This window comes from Kistimonas scapharcae (assembly GCF_039540975.1).
Lineage (GTDB): Bacteria > Pseudomonadota > Gammaproteobacteria > Pseudomonadales > Endozoicomonadaceae > Kistimonas > Kistimonas scapharcae.
Genome location: NZ_BAABFL010000003.1, coordinates 14,933 through 35,350, shown reverse-complemented (window position 1 = coordinate 35,350; position 20,418 = coordinate 14,933). Strand labels below are relative to the sequence as shown.

15 protein-coding genes are annotated in these 20,418 nt (G+C 56.0%); 10 read left to right on the top strand and 5 right to left on the bottom strand.

Annotation, left to right across the window (positions count from 1 at the left end; translation table 11 throughout):
* Positions 1–731 precede the first annotated feature (731 nt).
* On the top strand, positions 732–1,991 hold the full coding sequence (locus ABD892_RS00280; protein WP_345192645.1) for a 3-hydroxyacyl-CoA dehydrogenase family protein: 1,260 nt from the start codon (positions 732–734) through the stop codon (positions 1,989–1,991).
* Positions 1,992–2,090: 99 nt separating this feature from the next.
* Here the strand turns inward: ABD892_RS00280 and gatB are convergent, their stop codons facing one another.
* The 3 genes from gatB to gatC all read right to left on the bottom strand — a co-directional run bounded on the left by gatB (position 2,091) and on the right by gatC (position 5,397).
* A complete protein-coding gene (gene gatB / locus ABD892_RS00275) occupies positions 2,091–3,539 on the bottom strand; it encodes an Asp-tRNA(Asn)/Glu-tRNA(Gln) amidotransferase subunit GatB (RefSeq protein WP_345192643.1) in 1,449 nt (482 codons plus the stop codon).
* Between the two features lie 55 nt (positions 3,540–3,594).
* Positions 3,595–5,046 (bottom strand): Asp-tRNA(Asn)/Glu-tRNA(Gln) amidotransferase subunit GatA, encoded by a 1,452-nt coding sequence (gene gatA, locus ABD892_RS00270; protein ID WP_345192641.1) that lies wholly within the window; start codon positions 5,044–5,046, stop codon positions 3,595–3,597.
* Positions 5,047–5,109: 63 nt separating this feature from the next.
* Positions 5,110–5,397: an Asp-tRNA(Asn)/Glu-tRNA(Gln) amidotransferase subunit GatC gene (gene gatC / locus ABD892_RS00265; RefSeq protein ID WP_345192639.1), complete on the bottom strand. Its 288-nt coding sequence runs from the start codon at positions 5,395–5,397 to the stop codon at positions 5,110–5,112.
* 293 nt (positions 5,398–5,690) lie between these two features.
* Between gatC and ABD892_RS00260 the strand changes: the two genes are divergently transcribed.
* The 8 genes from ABD892_RS00260 (at position 5,691) to tldD (ending at position 16,788) form a co-directional block, all read left to right on the top strand.
* Complete coding sequence (locus ABD892_RS00260) at positions 5,691–6,728, top strand: rod shape-determining protein (RefSeq protein WP_345192637.1); 1,038 nt, start codon at positions 5,691–5,693, stop codon at positions 6,726–6,728.
* A 126-nt stretch (positions 6,729–6,854) separates the two neighbouring features.
* Positions 6,855–7,760, top strand: coding sequence for a rod shape-determining protein MreC (mreC, locus tag ABD892_RS00255; RefSeq protein WP_425559136.1), 906 nt, complete (start codon positions 6,855–6,857; stop codon positions 7,758–7,760).
* Positions 7,760–8,242 (top strand): rod shape-determining protein MreD, encoded by a 483-nt coding sequence (gene mreD / locus ABD892_RS00250; RefSeq protein ID WP_345192635.1) that lies wholly within the window; start codon positions 7,760–7,762, stop codon positions 8,240–8,242. Before mreC ends, mreD begins: the two co-directional genes overlap by 1 nt.
* Before the next feature lie 38 nt (positions 8,243–8,280).
* A complete protein-coding gene (locus ABD892_RS00245) occupies positions 8,281–8,874 on the top strand; it encodes a Maf family protein (RefSeq protein WP_345192633.1) in 594 nt (197 codons plus the stop codon).
* A gap of 171 nt (positions 8,875–9,045) precedes the next feature.
* The gene (gene rng, locus ABD892_RS00240; RefSeq protein WP_345192631.1) at positions 9,046–10,515 is read left to right on the top strand and encodes a ribonuclease G; all 1,470 of its coding nucleotides are present in this window, start codon (positions 9,046–9,048) and stop codon (positions 10,513–10,515) included.
* Between the two features lie 18 nt (positions 10,516–10,533).
* Complete coding sequence (locus ABD892_RS00235; RefSeq protein WP_345192629.1) at positions 10,534–14,421, top strand: YhdP family protein; 3,888 nt, start codon at positions 10,534–10,536, stop codon at positions 14,419–14,421.
* A 14-nt stretch (positions 14,422–14,435) separates the two neighbouring features.
* Positions 14,436–15,257: a carbon-nitrogen hydrolase family protein gene (locus ABD892_RS00230; RefSeq protein WP_345192627.1), complete on the top strand. Its 822-nt coding sequence runs from the start codon at positions 14,436–14,438 to the stop codon at positions 15,255–15,257.
* Between the two features lie 88 nt (positions 15,258–15,345).
* Entirely contained in the window at positions 15,346–16,788 is a 1,443-nt protein-coding gene (tldD, locus tag ABD892_RS00225) for a metalloprotease TldD (RefSeq protein ID WP_345192625.1), read from the top strand.
* A gap of 45 nt (positions 16,789–16,833) precedes the next feature.
* On the opposite strand, the gene yjgA is transcribed toward tldD, so the two are convergent.
* Positions 16,834–17,373 carry a ribosome biogenesis factor YjgA gene (gene yjgA / locus ABD892_RS00220; RefSeq protein WP_345192623.1) on the bottom strand — a complete coding sequence of 180 codons (540 nt, stop codon included), beginning with the start codon at positions 17,371–17,373 and terminating at the stop codon, positions 16,834–16,836.
* Between the two features lie 144 nt (positions 17,374–17,517).
* Between yjgA and pmbA the strand changes: the two genes are divergently transcribed.
* On the top strand, positions 17,518–18,876 hold the full coding sequence (gene pmbA / locus ABD892_RS00215) for a metalloprotease PmbA (RefSeq protein ID WP_345192621.1): 1,359 nt from the start codon (positions 17,518–17,520) through the stop codon (positions 18,874–18,876).
* Positions 18,877–18,933: 57 nt separating this feature from the next.
* On the opposite strand, the gene mgtE is transcribed toward pmbA, so the two are convergent.
* Positions 18,934–20,292 carry a magnesium transporter gene (mgtE, locus tag ABD892_RS00210; protein ID WP_345192619.1) on the bottom strand — a complete coding sequence of 453 codons (1,359 nt, stop codon included), beginning with the start codon at positions 20,290–20,292 and terminating at the stop codon, positions 18,934–18,936.
* Between the last annotated feature and the right edge of the window lie 126 nt (positions 20,293–20,418).

The following is a 20,418-nucleotide window of genomic DNA, read 5'->3' as shown; positions in this document are numbered from 1 at the left end:
ATTCCGAGACTGGCAAATATTATCGAATACGCCTCATGCTGGCTGCCATGTGGTCTGCACAGGAGTTTTTGAGTACTTACCTCGTTTCCTGAACAAATATAGAAGCAACTTTTTTATCTTTGAAAAGATCCATATCTCAGAATGTTCTTGATTTATGACTTGCGTATAATAGGGGTTTATATGAACCGAATTCGCATAAAATGCTACCTAGTTATCAAATTTTTCAAAAAGGCTTGGCATATAAGTAGATATATCTTTAATTCATTATTTGGTTGTTTATCAGACAGTTCGCATAAAGCAAGACTTTGCTATTAAATATTTGAAAATTTCATGTGAAATAAAAGGTTTTCAGACTTGGAGCTTTTCTACAATAGGCGAACTCGGTCAAAGTCTAAGAACATAATTAACGAGATGTTTGGAGTTTTGAATGACTTGATGGTACTAACGACGTCTTTTCCTTAAATACTAGGCACGCTACCGCCCGGAGATGTTGGCAGCCTGCTGGCGGCCACAGCCTGGTTCTCGGTAGCTATATGGTTACGTTGTCGTTTATCGCGTGCGATATAACCATATTTTCCGGCGTTCGGCTATGGCACTGGCGTGTTACTCATTGCTTTATCTTTAATTATTTGACTTCACAGTCACACGCCGTTTTATCCATAGCCGCTTTCACCGGTGAACTACACTCAGCCTCCAGATGCTCACCGGAAAACGGTAACGAGGTAGCGGTTATGGTACGGCGTGGTGTTCTGGGCCTGGCGTTGGCCTGGTTGTTGCTCTTTGCAGTGGAGGTGCTGGCGGATGCCGTCATTGTCTTTGGCTATGGGGCAACGGGGCGTGTGTTTGTTGACCGGGTGCTGAAATACCGCGATGGGCTGGACCTGGTGATCGTGGATATTGATCCGGACAAACTGGCCCAGGCGCATGAGCGGCTGAAGGGGCGTGCGGGTGTTCATTATCTGTCGTCTATTGACGAGGTGACGGATGACCACTGGCAAGACGCCGTCTTTATTCAGGAACTGGTGACGGAAGATGTGCCGGTCAAACAGGCCTTGCTGGCAAAGGCGGTGTTACAGCTGGAACAACATCAGAACCCGGCGCCGGTGGCCAGCAATACCTCGTCGATTCCCGCGACTCTGCTCGCACGACAGTTGCCGGACGAACTGAAAACGCGGGTATCCGTCAATCACCTTTACTCGCCCCACAGTGCGGCGGCCGAAGTGGCGACGCTGGACGATTCACCTGCTGCACAGGCAATGAAAGATGCCGTGGAAGCCTTTAACGAAAGCCTTGGTATCCGGTCTTTCCGGCTAAGTAATGACTCACTACCGATTCGTGATCAGCTCGGCCACTCCTTCAACCGGATATGGTTTCGCCTCAAGGAACACTTCATGGATATGGCTGAGGAAGGGGTGGTTAATTACCCCATGGTCGAGCTGGCGTTCATGCTGGTCTATGGGCGTCCGCTGGGTATCTTCGGCACCATGGATGTCATTGGCCTGGGCACGGCGATCCATATTCGCGATGTCTGGTTTGAACTGGGGGGCGTGGGTTCCCGTATGCCGACATCCATCATTGAGCAATGGCAGGAAGGGCGGCGGTTTTACAGTGAGGAGGATCGTCCTGCGGATGTAGAGTGGCTGGCGCCACAACGCCAGGCCAATCTGGACGGCATGCAGCGTTATGCCGTAGCCGCTTCCCTGGCAGAAGATGGCTGGCAGGCGAAAACGAAACAACTAGTAAAGGAATTGCTGGGTTCGGCACGGCATCTCAGTTCACGGGAAAAAGACAAGGCACTGCAGCAATGGTTTGATGACGATGAACAGCTGCAGTATGCCACGTTCCTGGTGGCCGCCGTGACGCTGCAGGAATACCGCCACACCATCCTTGAAAACAAGGTGCTCTCCGTGGAGGACGCGGATGCTTTGCTGGGGATTCTTACCGGCCAGTCGTACTTCCTCAGCCGTATGGAGAAGGTCTTTCAGGAGTGATGGCAGGTGGGGAACGTGCGGGCGTTTGGGCAGGTTGGTCTATCAGGGAAGGTCACTGTAAAAAATCCGGGCCGGTGACGGCCCGGAAATTGTGAGCAATTACTGATCCAGCTTCTGCTTCAGAATCTGGTTTACCATGCCTGGGTTGGCTTTGCCTTTGGAGGCCTTCATGATCTGGCCGACAAAGAAGCCCAGCATCTTGCCACGCTTGCTTTCCTCGGCGGCGCGGTAGTTGGCCACCTGGTCCGCACAGTTCGCCAGCACCTCGTCGATGATGGCTTCAATGGCGCCGGTATCGGTCACCTGCTTGAGGCCTTTCTTCTCGATCACGTCATCCGCACTCTGGCCTTCACCGCTCCACAGGGCGTCAAACACCTGCTTGGCGATCTTGCCGGAGATGGTGTTGTCGCGGATGCGGGTGATCAGGCCGCCCAGCATCTCGGCGTTCACCGGGGATTCGCTGATGGTCAGGCTGTCGTTGTTCAGACGGCTGGCCAGTTCGCCCATCACCCAGTTGGCCGCCAGCTTGGCGTCGCCACCGCTTTTCGCAACCTGCTCGAAGAAATCGGCCGTGGTCCGGTCTTCCACCAAACGATTGGCGTCGTAATCATTCAGCTGGTATTCCGCCGTGAAACGGGCCTGCTTGGCCGCGGGCAGTTCCGGCATGGTCTGGCGAATACGTTCCAGGTGTTCGTCGTCGATCACCACCGGCAGCAGGTCGGGGCAGGGGAAGTAACGGTAGTCGTTGGCTTCTTCCTTGCTGCGCATGGAGCGGGTCTCGTCCTTGTCGGCATCGTACAGGCGGGTTTCCTGCACCACGGTGCCGCCGCTTTCCAGCAGGTCGATCTGGCGCTCGATCTCATGGTTGATCGCGCGTTCTACGAACTTGAAGGAGTTGACGTTTTTGATTTCGGCGCGGGTGCCCAGCTTTTCCTGACCTTTCGGGCGCACGGAAACGTTGGCGTCGCAGCGCATGGAGCCCTGGGACATGTCGCCGTCGGACACACCCAAATAGCAGACCAGCGTATGCAGGTACTTCAGGTAAGCGACCGCTTCCTTCGCACTGCGCATATCCGGCTCGGAGACGATTTCCAGCAGCGGGGTGCCGGCGCGGTTCAGGTCGATGCCGGTCATGCCGTGGTAATCTTCGTGCAGGCTCTTGCCGGCGTCTTCTTCCAGGTGGGCATGGTGCAGGCGTACGGTTTTACGACTGCCGTCTTCCAGTGTCAGCTCCACTTCACCGGCGCCGACAATCGGGTGGTCCAGCTGGGTGGTCTGGTAGCCCTTGGGCAGGTCCGGGTAGAAGTAGTTCTTCCGGTCAAAGACATTGCGCTGGTTGATCTTGGCATTGATGCCAAGGCCGAAGCGAATGCCCATGTTCACGGCTTCTTCGTTCACCACCGGCAGAATGCCCGGCAGGCCCAGGTCAATGGCGTTGGCCTGGGTGTTCGGCTCGGCACCAAACGCGGTGGACGAACCGGAGAAAATCTTGGACTTGGTGGCGAGCTGGACGTGTACCTCCAGCCCGATGACCGCTTCCCATTCCATGTTGTAAACCTCTTTTCAGTCCTGCCGGCGTCGGCAGGCGGTCAAAATCAATCTGTTACAGGCCGGCCGGAGCCTGGGCGTGCCAGTCGGTGGCCATCTGGAACCGGTGCGCGATGTTCAGCAGGCGGCTTTCATCAAAGTAGTTGCCGGTCAGCTGCAGGCCCACGGGCAGTCCGTCCACAAAACCCGCCGGAATGGTCATGCCGGGCAGGCCCGCCAGGTTGGTGGCGATGGTGTAGATGTCCGACAGGTACATGGCGACCGGGTCGTCGGTCTTGTCGCCGATGGGGAAGGCCGGCGCCGGGGCGGTCGGGCCCATGATCACGTCCACATCCTGGAAGGCGCGGGTGAAGTCGTCCTTGATCAGGCGACGGATCTTCTGGGCCTTCAGGTAGTAGGCGTCGTAGTAACCGGCCGACAGCGCGTAAGTACCCACCAGGATACGGCGCTTCACTTCACCACCGAAGCCTTCGCTGCGGCTGCGCTTGTAGAGGTCTTCCAGGTCCTGCGGGTCTTCGCAGCGGTAGCCGAAGCGTACGCCGTCGAAACGGGACAGGTTGGAGGAGGCTTCCGCCGGAGCGATAACGTAATACGCCGCCACCGCCAGGTCGGAACTTGGCAGGCTGACTTCTTTGACGGTCGCACCCAGCTTTTCGTATTCACGGACTGCATCACGAATGATGGCTTCCACACGGCTGTCGAGACCGGCCGCGAAATACTCTTTCGGCAGACCGATGCGCAGGCCATCCAGCGGCCTGGTCAGGTCGGCGGTGTAGTCCGGCACTTCGCGGTTGACGCAGGTGGAATCCTTCGGATCGAAACCGGCCATGACGTTCAGCATCATCGCGGCGTCTTCCGCGGTGCGGGTCATGGGGCCGGCCTGGTCCAGGCTGGATGCGAAGGCGATCATGCCCCAGCGGGAAACCCGGCCATAGGTAGGCTTGATGCCGGTGATGCCACACATGGACGCTGGCTGACGGATGGAGCCACCGGTATCAGTGCCGGTCGCGCCCGCTGCCAGGCGTGCTGCGATACACGCCGCCGCGCCGCCGGAAGAACCGCCGGGAATCATCTCAGGGTTCCAGGGGTTGCGCACGATGCCGTAGTAGCTGCTTTCGTTGGAAGAGCCCATGGCGAACTCGTCCATGTTGGTCTTGCCCAGCATGACCGCGCCGGCATCGTTGAAATTCCGGGTGACGGTGGATTCGTAAGGGGCGATGAAGTTATCCAGCATCTTGGAACCGCAGCTGGTTTTCACGCCTTCGGTGCAGAAGATGTCTTTCTGCGCCAGCGGAATACCGGTCAGCGGGGTCGCCTTGCCTTCGGCGCGCAGCATGTCCGCGTTACGGGCCTGGTTCATGGCCAGGTCTTCGGTCACGGTGATGTAGCTGTTGTAGGTGGAATCCAGGTCGCGGATCCGGTCCAGGTAGGCGCGGGTCAGCTCTTCGCTGGAGATGTCGCCGGCGGCCAGCGCGCGGGACTGTTCGGCTAATGTCTTGTTATGCATGTCTTGGTATCAGGTGAATACAGGTTATGCCGGAGCAAGGAGGTTCGGGTTGCTGGCGGCGCTTTATTCAATGACCCGGGGAACCAGGAACAGGCCGTCTTCCGTCGCCGGGGCATTTTCCTGCAGGTGTTCACGCTGGTTGGTTTCTGTCACCACATCCGGGCGCAGGCGCTGGACCGCATCCAGCGGGTGGGCCATGGGCTCGACGCCGTCGGTATCCACTGCCTGCATTCGGTTGATCAGTTCAAGGATGTTCACGATATTGTCCGTGGTCTTCTGGGCCTCTGTCTCGCTGATGGACAGACGAGCCAGATGCGCCACACTGGATATCGTGGAGCGGTCAATCGCCATAGGGATCATTCTCCGGAATGTGACAAATAAGCGAACCCTTCGATTGCGTGTGCAGGATCAACGGGTTAAGTGCAATTAATCGGCTTAATGTAGGGGGTTGGCGTTTGAATCTCAAGGGATGCAACGGCCGGGAGTGTGAATTGCGTGACAATATCGTTTCCTTACCGGCAAATGCAAGGCATACTTATCCTATTTTGCGGGTTGTCCGGCATTCCCGCCATTGTTAGAGTTTTATGAAAAGATAACGGGGCTTACAGTTTTTCCCCCCGGACCGTGCAGGGTAACATTACAAAATGCTGAAAAAATTACGAGGCCTGTTCTCGACAGACCTCTCTATCGACCTGGGAACAGCCAACACGCTGGTATATGTGCGTGAAAAAGGGATTGTCCTGGATGAGCCATCGGTTGTGGCGATTCGTAATCTGGGTAGCCAGAAAAGTGTGGTGGCGGTGGGTTCCGACGCCAAGCGTATGCTGGGACGGACTCCGGGCAATATCACTGCCATCCGGCCCATGAAGGACGGCGTCATTGCCGACTTCGATGTGTGTGAAAAAATGCTGCAGCACTTTATCAATAAGGTGCATGAGAACAGTGTCATCCAGCCCAGCCCGCGCGTGCTGGTCTGTGTGCCCTGCAAATCCACCAAGGTGGAACGCCGGGCGATCCGGGAATCGGTACTGGGTGCCGGTGCCCGTGAAGTGTACCTGATTGAAGAACCCATGGCGGCCGCGATCGGCGCCGGCCTTCCTGTTGAGGAAGCCAACGGTTCCATGGTGGTGGATATCGGTGGTGGTACCACGGAAATCGCCATCATCTCCCTGAGCGGTGTCGTGTATTCCGAATCCGTACGCATTGGTGGCGACCGGTTTGATGAAGCCATCGTGACCTATGTGCGTCGTCACTACGGCAGCCTGATCGGTGATTCCACTGCCGAGCGCATCAAGCAGGAAATCGCCATGGCGTATCCCATGGATGAAACCCGTGAGATTGATGTCCGTGGCCGTAACCTGGCCGAAGGGGTGCCGCGCAGCTTCACCCTGAACAGCCGTGAAATCCTGGAAGCGCTGGAAGACAGCCTGGCGTCTATTGTGCAGTCTGTGAAGAGTGCGCTGGAACAGTCTCCGCCTGAACTGGCCTCCGATATCGCCGAGCGTGGCCTGGTGCTGACCGGTGGTGGCGCCCTGATGCGCGGGCTCGATACCCTGATCAGCGAAGAGACCGGCCTGCCGGTGATTGTGGCGGAAGATCCGCTGACCTGTGTCGCCCGTGGTGGCGGCAAGGCACTGGAGATGATGGACAAGCACCGTATGGATCTGCTGTCCACCGAGTAGTACTGTGCCGTGATGGTTGATCCTGGCAGCCGGGCTTGATGTCCGGCTGTCGTGGTTCAGGGAAGGACGGATGACGTCCGGTGAACACCCAACATTCGTGTTTCGTCGTGTATTCAGTCCTTTGGTATTTATCTAGAAGACTCGACGGGTCAGGAGTTTTCCATTAACCCTATCTTTCGCAAAGGTCAGTCAATCTGGGCGCGATTTACGCTGCTGATGCTCGTGTCCCTGGTGTTAATGTTTGTTGACCACCGTTTTGATTATCTGAAGCATGTCCGGTCTTACCTCGGTGTCGTGGTGACGCCGATCCAATGGCTGGCTGACACGCCTGCCCGCCTGTTTTCCCTTGCCAGTGATGCCGTTTCCTCCCATACCGGCCTGATTGAGGATAACGCCCGCCTCAATGCCCGTAACCTGATCCTTGAACAGAAGCTGCAAAAATACGCGGCGCTGACGGCACAGAATGTCCGGCTCAGGGAGTTGCTGAACTCTTCCCAGGGTGTGGAAGAGCGGGTGACGGTGGCGGAGCTGATCGGGATCGACCCTGATCCGCAGGTCAAGCAGATCATCATCAATAAAGGCTCTGCGGATAATGTTTATGTGGGGCAGCCGTTGCTGGATGCCCATGGTGTCATGGGGCAGGTGATCTCGGTGACGCCGTTTACCAGCCGGGTTCTTTTGATTACTGACAGCAACAACCGGGTGCCGGTTCAGGTTAACCGGAACGGCTATCGTGCCATCGCCATCGGTACCGAAAGCGGGGATGATCTGGAGCTGCTGCATGTGCCGGATACGGCGGATATCCAGGAAGGTGATTTGCTGGTGAGCTCTGGCCTGGGGCAGCGTTATCCGTTTGGTTATCCGGTAGCGGTTGTGACAGAGGTGATCCGTGATACGGGGCGTCCGTTTGCACGGATTGTCGCCAAGCCGGCTGCCCAGCTGAATGAGGGGCGTCTGGTCATGCTGGTCTTCACGGAGGCCGCAGAGGCAGCCCGGCAAAAGCAGGCTGAAAAGCCCGAAGGAGAAGGGTGATGCATAGAACCGGACATCACTGGCTGGTCTGGCTGACGCTGCTGTTGGCCGCGGTTCTCAGTATTATTCCCCTGCCGCCCTGGTTGTCGCTGGCCCGTCCTGCGTGGATGGCCATGGCCGTGATGTTCTGGCTGCTGGTGTTGCCGCAGAATTACGGGGTGTTCTTTGCCTGGTGTATTGGCCTGCTGATGGATGTCATGTTGGGTGTTGTGCTGGGCCAGAACGCCATTGCCATGCTGATTCTCGCCATGGCGACCCACAAATCGTATCGTCGGTTGCGGTTGTATCCGCTCTGGCAACAGACCTTTATGGTGCTGGTGATCATCGGGCTCTACCAGTTGACCTGTCTCTGGATCAACAGTGCCGTCGGACATGTCCAGCCATCCCTGATTTATGTATTACCCGCTGTGACCAGCGCCCTGTTGTGGCCCTGGTTGTCCCTGCTACTTCATAGCCTGCGACGCCGGTTCGGGATTGTCTGAACCGGCCGCATTCGTTTCAACAATAAGGTGGTTTCACCATGAGTGCTGTATCGCTGTACCTCGCCTCCCGCTCACCCCGGCGTCGGGAGATTCTGGATCAGATAGGGGTGCACTACGAGTTGGTGGTTGGCGATATTGATGAAACACCGAATGCCGGGGAAATACCGGAAGAGTATGTGACCCGAATGGCCTGCGAGAAAGCCCGCGCAGGCCTGGGCGCGATGCAGGAGGCCTGCATGGTACAGCGGCCGGTTCTGGCTGCCGATACGTCTGTAGTGGTTGACGGCAAAATCCTGGGTAAACCGGCCGACCGTGAAGAGGCCATCGCGATGCTGAGGGCGCTGGCCGGTCGTGACCACCAGGTGATGACGGCCGTGGCGGTTAACGATGACGACCGCCTGGAGAGCCGTCTCAGCATTACCCGGGTACTATTTAATCCATTATCTGAAGAACAAATTGCCCGTTACTGGGAGACGGGGGAACCCCGGGATAAAGCCGGTGCCTATGGTATACAGGGGCTGGGTGCCGTATTTGTGAGGGAGCTGCAGGGCAGTTATTCCGGCGTGGTCGGCCTGCCGATTGCCGAAACCGTTGACCTGCTGGATTGTTTCGGCGTGCCGTACTGGCAATAATGAATGAACTGATCAGCTGTGTGGGTATTGCCCGTCGTCGGGAAATCCACCGGGTTTAACCAAGAATAAGTGAGCCTGTCTTGCCATGTTCAGCGATAATAACGCATACCCCGGTACGGGCAGGTTACCTAAAGATACCTGGAATCCGAGAAGTTTGGGGGATGTAAAGGGATGAGCGAAGAGATTCTCATGAATATCACGCCCATGGAATCCCGTGTGGCGCTGGTCGAGAACGGCGTTCTGCAGGAAGTCTATGTGGAGCGTAGCCGTAACCGCGGCATTGTCGGCAATATCTATAAAGGCAAGGTGGTCCGTGTACTCCCGGGCATGCAGGCGGCGTTTGTCGATATTGGCCTGGAAAAAGCCGCCTTTATTCACGCCAGTGAAATCTTTGACCGCAACAACCGTCCGGAGGGGGCGGGGGAACCGGGCATTGTTGAGCTGGTGCGTGAAGGGCAGTCCATGGTGGTGCAGGTCACCAAGGACCCGATTGGCACCAAGGGTGCCAGGCTCACTACCCATATCTCCATTCCTGCCCGTTATCTTGTGTTGATGCCCCATAACAACCATGTCGGCATCTCCCTGCGTATTGAAGATCCCCAGGAACGCGAGCGTCTCAAGGATACCGTTGAGCGACTGCTGGAGCAGGAAAGCCTGAATGACAAAGGCGGCTTTATCCTGCGCACGGCAGCAGAAGGGATTGGTGAGCAGGAGCTGCTGGCGGACATCCTGTTCCTGCATCGCCTGTGGACAACGGTCGAAGAACAGATCAAGGAGTCTTCTGCACCGGACTGTGTTTACGAAGACCTGCCGCTCCATCTGCGTACTATGCGTGATCTGGTTGAGCCAGATATCGAGAAAATCCGGATTGATTCGCTCGATACATTCAACAAAGTCTGCAAGTTTGTCCGGAAGCTGGTGCCTCATCTGGATGGCCGGGTGGAGTATTACACCGGCGAGCGTCCCCTGTTTGACCTGTTCAGTGTGGAAGATGAAATCAACCGGGCACTTAGCCGGCGGGTTGAGCTGAAATCCGGTGGTTACCTGATCGTTGACCAGACTGAAGCGATGAGCACCATTGACGTAAACACCGGCGGCTTTGTCGGGCATCGCAACCTCGAAGAAACCATCTTCAAGACCAACCTGGAAGCGGCCACGGCCATTGCCCGGCAGCTTCGGTTACGCAACCTGGGTGGAATCATCATCATTGATTTCATCGATATGGAAGATGTGGAGCACCAGCGCCAGGTGCTGCGCACCCTGGAGAAAAACCTGGAGCGGGATCACGCCAAGACCAATATTACCGGCGTATCAGAGCTTGGCCTGGTGGAAATGACCCGCAAGCGTACCCGGGAGTCCCTGGAAAACACGCTGTGTGAGGCCTGCCCGACCTGTAACGGCCGTGGTACGTTGAAAACCGCGGAGACCGTATGCTATGAAATCTTCCGGGAAATCATGCGTGAAGCCCGGGCCTATGAAAACGACACCTACCTGGTGCTGGCCTCTGAAGCGGTGGTGGACCAGTTGCTGGATGAAGAGTCGGACAATGTGGCAGAGCTGGAAGCGTTCCTGGACAAAACCATCCGTTTCCAGGTGGAACCCCGTTATTCGCAGGAGCAATTTGATGTCGTACTGGTTTGAGGGTAATCGGCAGAATCCATGAAGAGACTGGCAAAGGCAACCTGGCTGACATTTGCCGCAGTCATGATATCCACGGCACTGACTGTCAGTGTCGTGCGTCTGCTGATGCCCTGGATGGACAATTTCAGGGATGAATTGCAGGTTTATCTTGGGAACACTTTCAACACCAAGGTTACCCTGACTTCTATCAAGGGGCGTATCTATAACTACAATCCGGCCATTGCGGTGGCGGGTATACGTGTTTATCAACCCGATCAGCCCGGCAAGACGGCGGTAGAGATTGATACGGCCATTCTGCAACTGGATACCCTCGCCAGCATTCGTACATTATCCCCGGTATTTGACAGCATTGTGGTTGATGGTGCGCAGCTTAAGCTGACGTTTAATAACGGCCAGTGGGGAGTGGAAGGGTTCCCTCAGGCAAGTAATGCTGTCGCTAATCAACCGACAGCGGTCAGTGAGCGAAATCTCAAGGAGCTCACTGACGTTCTGAATAACCAGGAAAGCATTCATTTCCGCGACGTCTACCTGCAGGTTGCCAATGACAAGGGTGATCGCGCGGGACTGATGGTAGAGCATCTCCGGGTGGGGGGTACGAGAGCCAATCGCCATCTTTCCGGTCGTCTGGTGACTGATGGTGGTGATGCCTTGTCGCTGAAACTGGCGGCAGAAGGGCCGCTTTTGCGTTGGCCAGACATCCGGTTGTCCGGGCACCTGAAAGCGGAACAGATCAATATCAAGCCCTGGCTACCGCTGTTTGAGGGCATTGCCCAGAAGCATCTTGGTATTAAGCTGAATCAGCTTCGTGTGGCTGCGGAGGTTCAGGCTGAATGGAATAAAGGGCAGTGGCAGGTCAGCAGTGATCTGAAAGCGCCCATGCTGGACCTGGACTGGCAGCAGCGTGCGTTGCCGCCACTGACGGATTTCAGTACCCGGCTGTTTGCCAAAGGGGATCAGCAGGACTGGCAGGCCTGGTTGAAGGACTGGCAGTTTATCTTTGGGGGGATTCCCTATCCTCGCAGCCAGTTCTATTTCTCTTCCCGTCATGAACCTGAATCACAATTGACAGTAGCGACCGACAGTATTTCCCTCCAGCCGCTGAAGCAGATGCTGGATACGGTTGCTCTGCCGGGTATCACCGACAAACTTCTGCGGGTGCTGAATCCCCGTGGTGAGCTGGAACAGGTCGTGCTGCGGTTTTATCCGGAGCGTGAAAAATTCGATTTTGATCTTGCGGCCATTCTGGATGAGGTCTCGGTGGATTCATGGGAAGGTGCGCCCTCCGGTGAGCATATTTCGGGCAGATTGCGCATGACCGCCTGGGAAGGCCTGCTTGACCTGGATAGCCAGGATTTTGTGCTGGGACTTGATAATGTCTTCGATGAAGACTGGACCTACGAACAGGTCAAGGGACGGCTGTATTGGCGTCTGACAGACGACGTGTATCGCCTGAGAACCGATCGCATACACTTTGTGGCCAAAGAAGGCGATCTGAATGCCCGGTTCCGTCTAGATGTGCCGCTGGATGGTGAGCCGGTTACCATGGGTCTGGAAGTGGGTATCACCAACGGCGATGCCCGTTATGCGGAGAAATACCTGCCGGTCAAGATCGGCATGGATGAAGACCTGGTGCGCTGGCTGAAAACCGGTATTCATGGCACCGCAATTCGTGATGGAGCCTTTATCTGGAACGGGCCACTGGATGTGACGGACGCCCCTAACGATGTGACCTGGGGCCTCTACTTCAATATTGAAAACGGCGAGTTGATGTACAGTCCGGACTGGCCGGAACTCAAGGATATCAATGGTCTGGTGTTGGTCGACCAGGATGCCGTCAATGTATCGGCCAGTCGCGCCCGTATTTATGACAGTCGGGTGGTGAGCCTTAAGGCCTCGGTACCGAATCTGGAGACGGCGGATCCGCTGGTGCTGAATCTGCAGGCCGGCCTGGTGTCAACGGGTAATGATGGTCTCAAGCTGTTGCGTGAGACGCCTATTGCGGAGGCTATCCACAATGCTGCGGATAACTGGGCGCTGGGTGGTGACCTGGATATCCAACTCAGCCTCGGCATACCGTTAAAAGAAGGGTTGGAAGACAAGATTGATGTCGCTGTCACAACCGATAATGGCAGTTTTGCCCTGAAAAGCCCGGATCTATCACTCAGGAATGTTGCCGGACAATTCCACTACACCACAGAAAAAGGTCTCTACACCCAGGGCCTGCAGGCGTTGTTGTATGACAAGCTGGTGAAGCTGGATATTCAGACCGATGTGAAATCGGATACCGTACGGTTAGGTCTGGAAGGGACGGCGGATGTGGCGGCTATTCAGTCATCGCTGGGACAGGATTTGTCCCCCTGGGTTCGTGGTCAGACCGCTTATCGCGCTGACCTCATGATACCTGACAAGGGGGGCATCACTCTGGATGTGACCAGCGATCTTAAGGGTATCACCATCCCTCTGCCTGCACCGTTGGGCAAGGCGGAGAAAAGCGCCAGGAAACTCAAAGTGAGTGCCACCTTGCCTGAGAAGGGTGCGGTGTCAGTACGAACCACCTTAGGGGGCGACATTACATCAATCCTGAAGCTGGATGGACAGACGCTGAAGTCTGGTGTCGTTTATTTTGGCAAGGGGAAGCCCCGTCTGCCGGAAACCGGTCTCCAGATTGCGGGTGGCTTGAAAACACTGGATTTGTCGCCCTGGCAAAAATGGTGGCAAGGGTATAGTCAGACGTTACCCCAGAAAAAGTCCACAGACAGCGGGGCGGAGTCTGTGGGATTAGCGGTGGGTGGACTGGAAATCAGTGTCAGTGATTTTTCCATTCAGCAGCTGAAAGTCGATGACTATGTGCTGGATGATACCCGTTTCAGTGTCCTCAGCGATCCCCGTGGCACCCATATTCGATTAACCTCGCCGATGGCAAGGGGCACCCTGACCGTACCGAATCAGGATGCGCCGCTGGTATTGGATGTGGAAAAACTGGTGTTGCCGGAATCTCTTTTGGCCCAGGAAGAAGAACCTAAGCCGGAACAGCCTGAGAAAGATCCTCTGGCGGATGTGAATCCGAAGACGATTCCCGTCATGGATATTGCGATACAGGATGTGCGCATCGGCGAACGTGAGTTTGGCAAGGTCAGCCTTCAGACGCGGAAAACCGATACCGGCATTGTGCTGCAGGAACTCAATGGTGCCCTGGGCGGGCTGTCGTTACAGGGTTCGTTGGCGTGGAACCAGGTGGACGGAAAACCGGATACCCATTACAAGGGCCATATCTCAACTGGTGACTTGAGGCGTGTGCTGGCCAGCTGGGGATATCCGGATCGTATTACGACACGTAAGTCGGTATTCACGGCAGATGTCGCCTGGCCTGGCTCGCCGGCAGCGTTTATGTCGAAAAGCCTGAAGGGGCAGGTGGGGATTGATATCAAGGATGGTCGCTTCCTGTCCTCGGATGCGGCATCCGGCGTGCTGCGTATTTTCGGCATTCTCAACCTGGATTCCATCACCCGCCGCCTGAAACTCGATTTTTCAGACCTGTTCAAGTCGGGCGTCACGTTTGACCGGATCAAGGGCGTCATGAACTTCAATGAAGGGTTGATCACCTTTGCCGAACCCATAGAGGTGTCTGGTCCGTCGTCTAACTTCAAGTTGGGCGGTGTCATTGACCTGCTCAAGCAAAACCTGAACCTGGAGCTGGTGGTGACGCTACCGGTTACGGAAAACCTGCCGCTGGTGAGTTTGCTGTTGGGGCAGCCGCAGATTGCCGGTGCCATCTACCTGTTTGATAAACTCTGGGGCAAGAAAGTCGAACAGCTGGCCAGTGTCCGCTATGAAATCAAGGGGCCGTTTGCAGACCCGGATGTGAAACTGGACAGGCTGTTTTCCAACAAGGTCAAGAAAGACTGATAGCCGGGGTAGTTATGGCAAGTGTCGCGGTTATTCAGATGAACGCCGGTCCTGATGTGGCTGCAAACCTGAAAGATGCAGCGGGCTGGCTGAAGCTGGCCTCTGATCAGGGCGCCGAACTGGCAGTTTTGCCGGAGTGTTTTAGTTGCCTTGAAGGAAATCTTAAAGCACTGGGTATGGAGGAAGGACGTTCTTCAACGGTTCAACAGTTTCTTTCCGATCAGTCCAGGGCTTTGGGGTTATGGATCATTGGTGGTACGACCCCCTGCAGTTCGCAGGAGCCGACTTCTGATGAGCGGCATTTCGCAAGTTGTTTTGTTTATGATCCGGAAGGTCGGCAGCAGGCCCGTTATAACAAGATGCATCTTTTTGATGTTGAGGTGGCGGACGGTAAGGGCACTTATCGTGAATCGGATAGCTATCGCCATGGTGATCAGGTGGTGAGTGTGGAAACCGCGGTGGGAAAGGTAGGGCTGTCTGTCTGTTATGACCTTCGTTTTCCTGAACTGTATCGTGTGCTGTCTGCGCAGGACGCAGACATATTCACGGTGCCAGCCGCATTCACCCGGGTGACCGGTGAAGCCCACTGGGAAGTACTGCTGCGGGCCCGGGCCATTGAGAACCAGTGTTTTGTTATGGCCGCTAACCAGTGCGGACATCATGGCAAGAGCCGGGAAACCTGGGGTCATTCCATGATTATTGACCCGTGGGGTGACATATTGGCAGAAGCCGGAGATGAGCCGGGTATTATCATGGCAGAGCTGGATATGGCCCGGCTGGCGGAGGTTCGACGGCAGATGCCCTGTCTGTCCCACCGCCGGATAGGCGCAAAATAACCGGCGGTTACCCATACTGTTCTTGTGCCGGTTCACCGCCTCTCATACCATAGCCCTAAGACAAGCGGGAAAAGCCAGAGAATAATTCATGACCGATATTCTGAGTCTCGCCAGAGAACACCTGCTGGCACCATCAAGCCTTGAAGAGAAACACATCGAGCAGGTCCTCCATGGGATGCTGGGGCATCAGATTGATGCCGCGGACCTCTATTTCCAGAGCAGCCGCCATGAAGGCTGGGTGCTGGAAGACGGCATCGTCAAGGAAGGCAGTTTTAACGCGGACCGTGGGGTCGGCGTACGCTCCATGAGCGGTGAAAAAACCGGTTTTGCTTATGCCAATGATATTGAGCTTGCTGCGCTGGAAGCGGCGGCGGGCGCCTCGCGAAGTATTGCCCGGCAGGGGCAGTCCCGTGCAGTGCAGGCCTGGGGCAGAAGTCAGCCGCTCAGTCTCTATGATGAAATCAATCCCCTGGATACCCTGAGCCGGGATCAGAAGGTTGAACTGCTGAAGAACGTTGACCAGGCCGCCCGGCAGGAAGACAGCAGAATCAAGCAGGTGACCGTCAGTATGGCGGGTGTGTATGAAACCATCCTGGTGGCTGCCAGTGATGGTACGCTGGCGGCCGATATCCGGCCGCTGGTACGCCTGAATGTCAGTGTGATTGCCGAAGAGAATGGCCGGCTTGAACGGGGTTCTTTTGGTGGCGGTGGGCGTGGCACCTACCAGATGTTCCTGGACGGCGACCTTTGGCGTGATTATGCACGGGAGGCGGTGCGACAGGCGCTGGTCAACCTTGCTGCCGTGCCGGCACCGGCCGGCGCTATGCCTGTAGTCCTTGGGGCTGGCTGGAATGGTGTCTTGCTGCATGAAGCGGTTGGGCACGGTCTGGAAGGGGATTTCAACCGTAAAGGCAGCTCTGCCTTTTCTGGCCGTATTGGTGAGAGAGTCGCGTCTCCGCTGTGTACGATTGTGGATGATGGAACCATTGCCGGCCGTCGAGGCTCCTTGAATATGGATGATGAAGGCGTGCCTTCTGAGTGCACCGTGTTGATTGAGAACGGTATCCTCAAGGGCTATATGCAGGACAAGATGAACGCGCGACTGATGGGGGGCGTCTCAACCGGCAATGGTCGTCGTGAGTCCTATTCCCATCTGCCCATGCCGCGCATGACCAATACTTACATGCTGGCCGGTTCCGATGAGCATGATGAAATCATTGCTTCCGTGGATAAGGGCATCTATGTGGCCAATATGGGCGGCGGCCAGGTGGATATCACCTCAGGCAAATTCGTGTTCTCCACCAGTGAGGCTTACCTGATTGAAAATGGCAAGATCACTTCACCGGTTAAGGGCGCAACGCTGATAGGCAATGGTCCGGAGGTCATGAACCGGGTGTCCATGGTGGGCAATAACCTGAAGCTGGATACCGGTGTCGGGGTTTGCGGCAAGGATGGCCAGTCGGTACCCGTTGGTGTCGGTCAGCCGACATTGAAGATTGATGAAATTACCGTAGGTGGCACTGGCACCTGAGAGGTATGACAGGCAGTCCCGCAAGGAGGCTGCCTGGCGTCTTTTTTATTCCGCCGGTCTCATGTCTTCACTGACTTCGCGCAGATAGCGAAACAGTTTCCGATTCTGGACCGGTGGTTTGTTCTCTTTCTGTTCCTTCAGGACATTCCGAACCAGCTGGCGGATATACTGGTTGTCAGCCTGCGGGTACTCATCCATATACTCCGTCAATGCCGCATTGCCTTCCGTCAGGAGGCGTTCGCGCCAGCGTTCCAGCTGGTGGAAGTGGCGGGTGCTTTCTTCCGTCTGGCTGTCCAGCCGTTGCAGGAGTTCCTGGATCGGTTCCACGTCCTGGTCGCGCATCAGCTTGCCAATGAAGTTCAGGTGCCGTTTCTTGGCGTTAAAGCTCTTGATGCGACGCCCTTCTTCCAGAGCTGCTCTCAGTCGCTCTGTCAGTACCAGTTTCTCCAGGTGTGCCGGTTTCAGCTCCTGAAGTCTGGCGCCTATATCCCTGAGTTCGTGCATTTCCTTCTTGATCTGGCTTTTGCTGACATACTCGATGTCGTTGAACTCGTCCTGTTCTCCAAAATTGTCGGGGTGATTCATTGCTATTCCACACTCATAGGATGGGGTGCATTGTAGCGTTTGTTGTCAGGAAAGTCCGGTCTGATCGGCCACAGTACGCTTTCCCCTTGGCCAAGCCTGACGGTACAATGAGGTTTATCGCAAACAACGCCATTGGGAGTTGGAATGACCAGCCATCAGCTGCAGCCCGCTATCGATCCAGCCGTTGAGCAAGAGCGTCTGAAGACGCTGGTGGAAGACATTGTTGCCGAGGCTCGCCGCCAGGGCGCCTCAGCCTGTGAGGTCGGCGCCAGCAGTGATGCCGGATTGTCCGCCTCGGTTCGCCTCGGTGAGGTGGAAACGGTGGAATTCAACCAGGACAAGGGATTTGGTATTACGGTGTATTTCGGGCAGCGTAAAGGCTCTGCCAGCACCACGGATTCCAGTCCGGATGCCATCCGCGCCACTGTAGAGGCCGCCTGCGATATTGCCCGTTACACCAGTGAGGATGAGTGTGCCGGCCTGGCGGACAAAGCGCTGATGGCAACGGAATTCCCTGATCTGGATCTCTATCATCCCTGGGGTATTGATACGGAAGAGGCGATTAATCTTGCCCGTGAATGTGAGGCCGCTGCGCGGGAGTCGAGCCCGCTGATCACGAATTCGGACGGTGCGACCGTAAATACTCACCAGGGCTGTCGTGTCTACGGCAATAGCCATGGTTTTATTGGTGCGCAGGCGTCCAGCCGGCACAGTGTCAGTTGTGTGGTGATCGCCCAGAAAGGTGACGACATGCAGCGTGACTACTGGTACACCGTGGCCCGTGACGGCAACCTGCTGGACCGGATGGTGGATGTAGGGCGTACCGCGGCAGAGCGCACCATTCGTCGACTCGGCGGTCGGAAACTGAAAACCTGCAAGGTGCCCGTGCTGTTCAGTGCAGAGTTGGCCGGCGGCGTGATCGGGAACCTGATGGCGGGTATCAGTGGTGGTAATCTCTACAGACAATCCTCTTTCCTGTTGGATCATCTTGGCAAGCAGATATTCCCTGACTGGGTGCATATCCATGAACAACCGCTATTGAAAGGCGGAATGGGTTCCGGTGCATTCGATGGTGATGGCCTGCAAACGTATGCCAAGGATTTCATCAAGGATGGTGTGCTGGCCAACTATCTGTTGAGTACATACTCTGGCCGTAAGCTGAGCATGCCCAGTACTGCCAATGCGGGTGGTGCACGTAACCTGTTTGTTGACAGTAATGCCGGTGATCAGGAGGCGCTGCTTAAGCAAATGGGCACCGGCCTGCTGCTGACAGAGCTGATTGGTCATGGCGTGAATATCGTGACAGGGGATTATTCCCGGGGTGCAGCGGGTTTCTGGGTGGAGAATGGCGAGATTCAGTATCCGGTATCAGAAATTACCATTGCGGGTAATCTCAAGGACATGTTTATGCAATTGCAGGCGGTGGGTAATGATGTCGATCGTCGTGGCAATATTCAGACGGGTTCATTGCTGATTGATGGTATGACGATTGCCGGTAATTAGTACGTTATAGTCCCATAAAAAAACACCGGTTATCCGGTGTTTTTTTATGGCTGAACATTATGAATAGAACAGCGTGGCCAGTCCAAGGAATGACATGAAACCGGTGACATCGGTGATGGTAGTCAGTACCACGGAACCGGCCAGCGCCGGATCAATATTCAGTGCCTTGAGTATCATTGGCAGGATGGCGCCGACCACCACGGCGACGGTCAGGTTAATCACCATGGCTAATGCAATCACAAGAGCAATGACCGAGTCGTCAAACCACAGCATGGCGGCGGTGGCAACGACGCTGGCCCAGATCACACCATTAGACAGGCCGACGATGAATTCCCGTGTGACCAGCCAGCGGGTATTGGAACGTCCTATCTGGCCCAGTGCCATGGCGCGAATAATCAGGGTCAGTGTCTGGCTGCCGGCGATGCCGCCCATGCTGGCGACAATGGGCATCAGGACCGCCAGGGCAACGACTTTGTCGATCGTATCCTGAAACAGACCAATGACACTGGCGGAAATAAAGGCGGTCATCAGGTTGATGCCCAGCCATGTCGCGCGACGGCGGGCAGTCTTGAATGTCGGTGCGAAGGTGTCTTCGTCTTCATCGAGACCGGCCCGGCTCATCACGGAGTGATCCGCTTCCTCCCGGATAACGTCAACGACGTCATCAACGGTGACACGTCCCAGCAGACGATGGTTTTCGTCAATCACCGGCGCGGAAACAAGGTCTTCCCGTTCGAAGAGCTGAGCAACCTGGCTGTCCTGCATGTCGACGGGGATAGCGATGAAGTCCGTTTCCATGACCTCGCTGATGGTTTTGTTGCCATCCTGAGTCAGCAGGCGGGTCGTGGGCAGGGTGCCAATCAAGGTGTCATCCCTACTGACAACCAGCAGCCCGTCGAAGGGTTCCGGCAGGGACTCATGGCGGCGCAGGTAGCGAAGTGCCACATCAATGGTGATGTCCGGCCTGACCGTGCTGGTGTCAGTATTCATCAGGCCGCCGGCAGTATCTTCAGGCCATGACAGGACAGCCTCAATCCGCTGGCGATCCTGATGGCTCATAGACGACAACACCTGGTGGGTGATGGTCTGGGGTAGTTGCTGCAGCAGGTCGGCGATGTCGTCGATATCCTGTCCGTCCAGAATGTCGATCAGTTCCGCCACATTCATGCGGTCAATAAAGAATTGCCTGACATCATCGCTCATTTCATTGAGGACATCGCCTTCGTGCTCAACGTCAATGAGCTTCCACAGCAGGCTGCGCTGGCGGGGGGGGGCTGAGGCCAGCAGGTGGGCAGCATCAGCAGGTGACAGGCTGTTCAGCATCTGTTTGACCTGCGTGGAAATGCCTTCCTCCAGAGCCTTGTTGAGGATGTCCAGCTGGTTGTCTGAAAGCGCCAGGGAGTGTTGCTGTGTCATGCCTGTCCTTGACCGCGGGATATAGTAGACAGTGGTTATATGTTTGAAGAATAGTCAGTCGGTTGACTGTGGGGCAAGCGGAGAATGCGGTGGGGGGGCGATAAATGTCCAGCGCTTTTCGGTGGT

Coding starts and splice junctions, on each gene's coding strand:
- yjgA (WP_345192623.1), bottom strand. CDS start 17,373: ATGAATCACCCCGACAATTTTGGAGAACAGGACGAGTTCAACGACATC.
- gatC (WP_345192639.1), bottom strand. CDS start 5,397: ATGGCGATTGACCGCTCCACGATATCCAGTGTGGCGCATCTGGCTCGT.
- gatB (WP_345192643.1), bottom strand. CDS start 3,539: ATGGAATGGGAAGCGGTCATCGGGCTGGAGGTACACGTCCAGCTCGCC.
- pmbA (WP_345192621.1), top strand. CDS start 17,518: ATGACCAGCCATCAGCTGCAGCCCGCTATCGATCCAGCCGTTGAGCAA.
- ABD892_RS00245 (WP_345192633.1), top strand. CDS start 8,281: ATGAGTGCTGTATCGCTGTACCTCGCCTCCCGCTCACCCCGGCGTCGG.
- mgtE (WP_345192619.1), bottom strand. CDS start 20,292: ATGACACAGCAACACTCCCTGGCGCTTTCAGACAACCAGCTGGACATC.
- ABD892_RS00235 (WP_345192629.1), top strand. CDS start 10,534: ATGAAGAGACTGGCAAAGGCAACCTGGCTGACATTTGCCGCAGTCATG.
- tldD (WP_345192625.1), top strand. CDS start 15,346: ATGACCGATATTCTGAGTCTCGCCAGAGAACACCTGCTGGCACCATCA.
- ABD892_RS00260 (WP_345192637.1), top strand. CDS start 5,691: ATGCTGAAAAAATTACGAGGCCTGTTCTCGACAGACCTCTCTATCGAC.
- ABD892_RS00230 (WP_345192627.1), top strand. CDS start 14,436: ATGGCAAGTGTCGCGGTTATTCAGATGAACGCCGGTCCTGATGTGGCT.
- rng (WP_345192631.1), top strand. CDS start 9,046: ATGAGCGAAGAGATTCTCATGAATATCACGCCCATGGAATCCCGTGTG.
- gatA (WP_345192641.1), bottom strand. CDS start 5,046: ATGCATAACAAGACATTAGCCGAACAGTCCCGCGCGCTGGCCGCCGGC.
- mreD (WP_345192635.1), top strand. CDS start 7,760: ATGCATAGAACCGGACATCACTGGCTGGTCTGGCTGACGCTGCTGTTG.
- ABD892_RS00280 (WP_345192645.1), top strand. CDS start 732: ATGGTACGGCGTGGTGTTCTGGGCCTGGCGTTGGCCTGGTTGTTGCTC.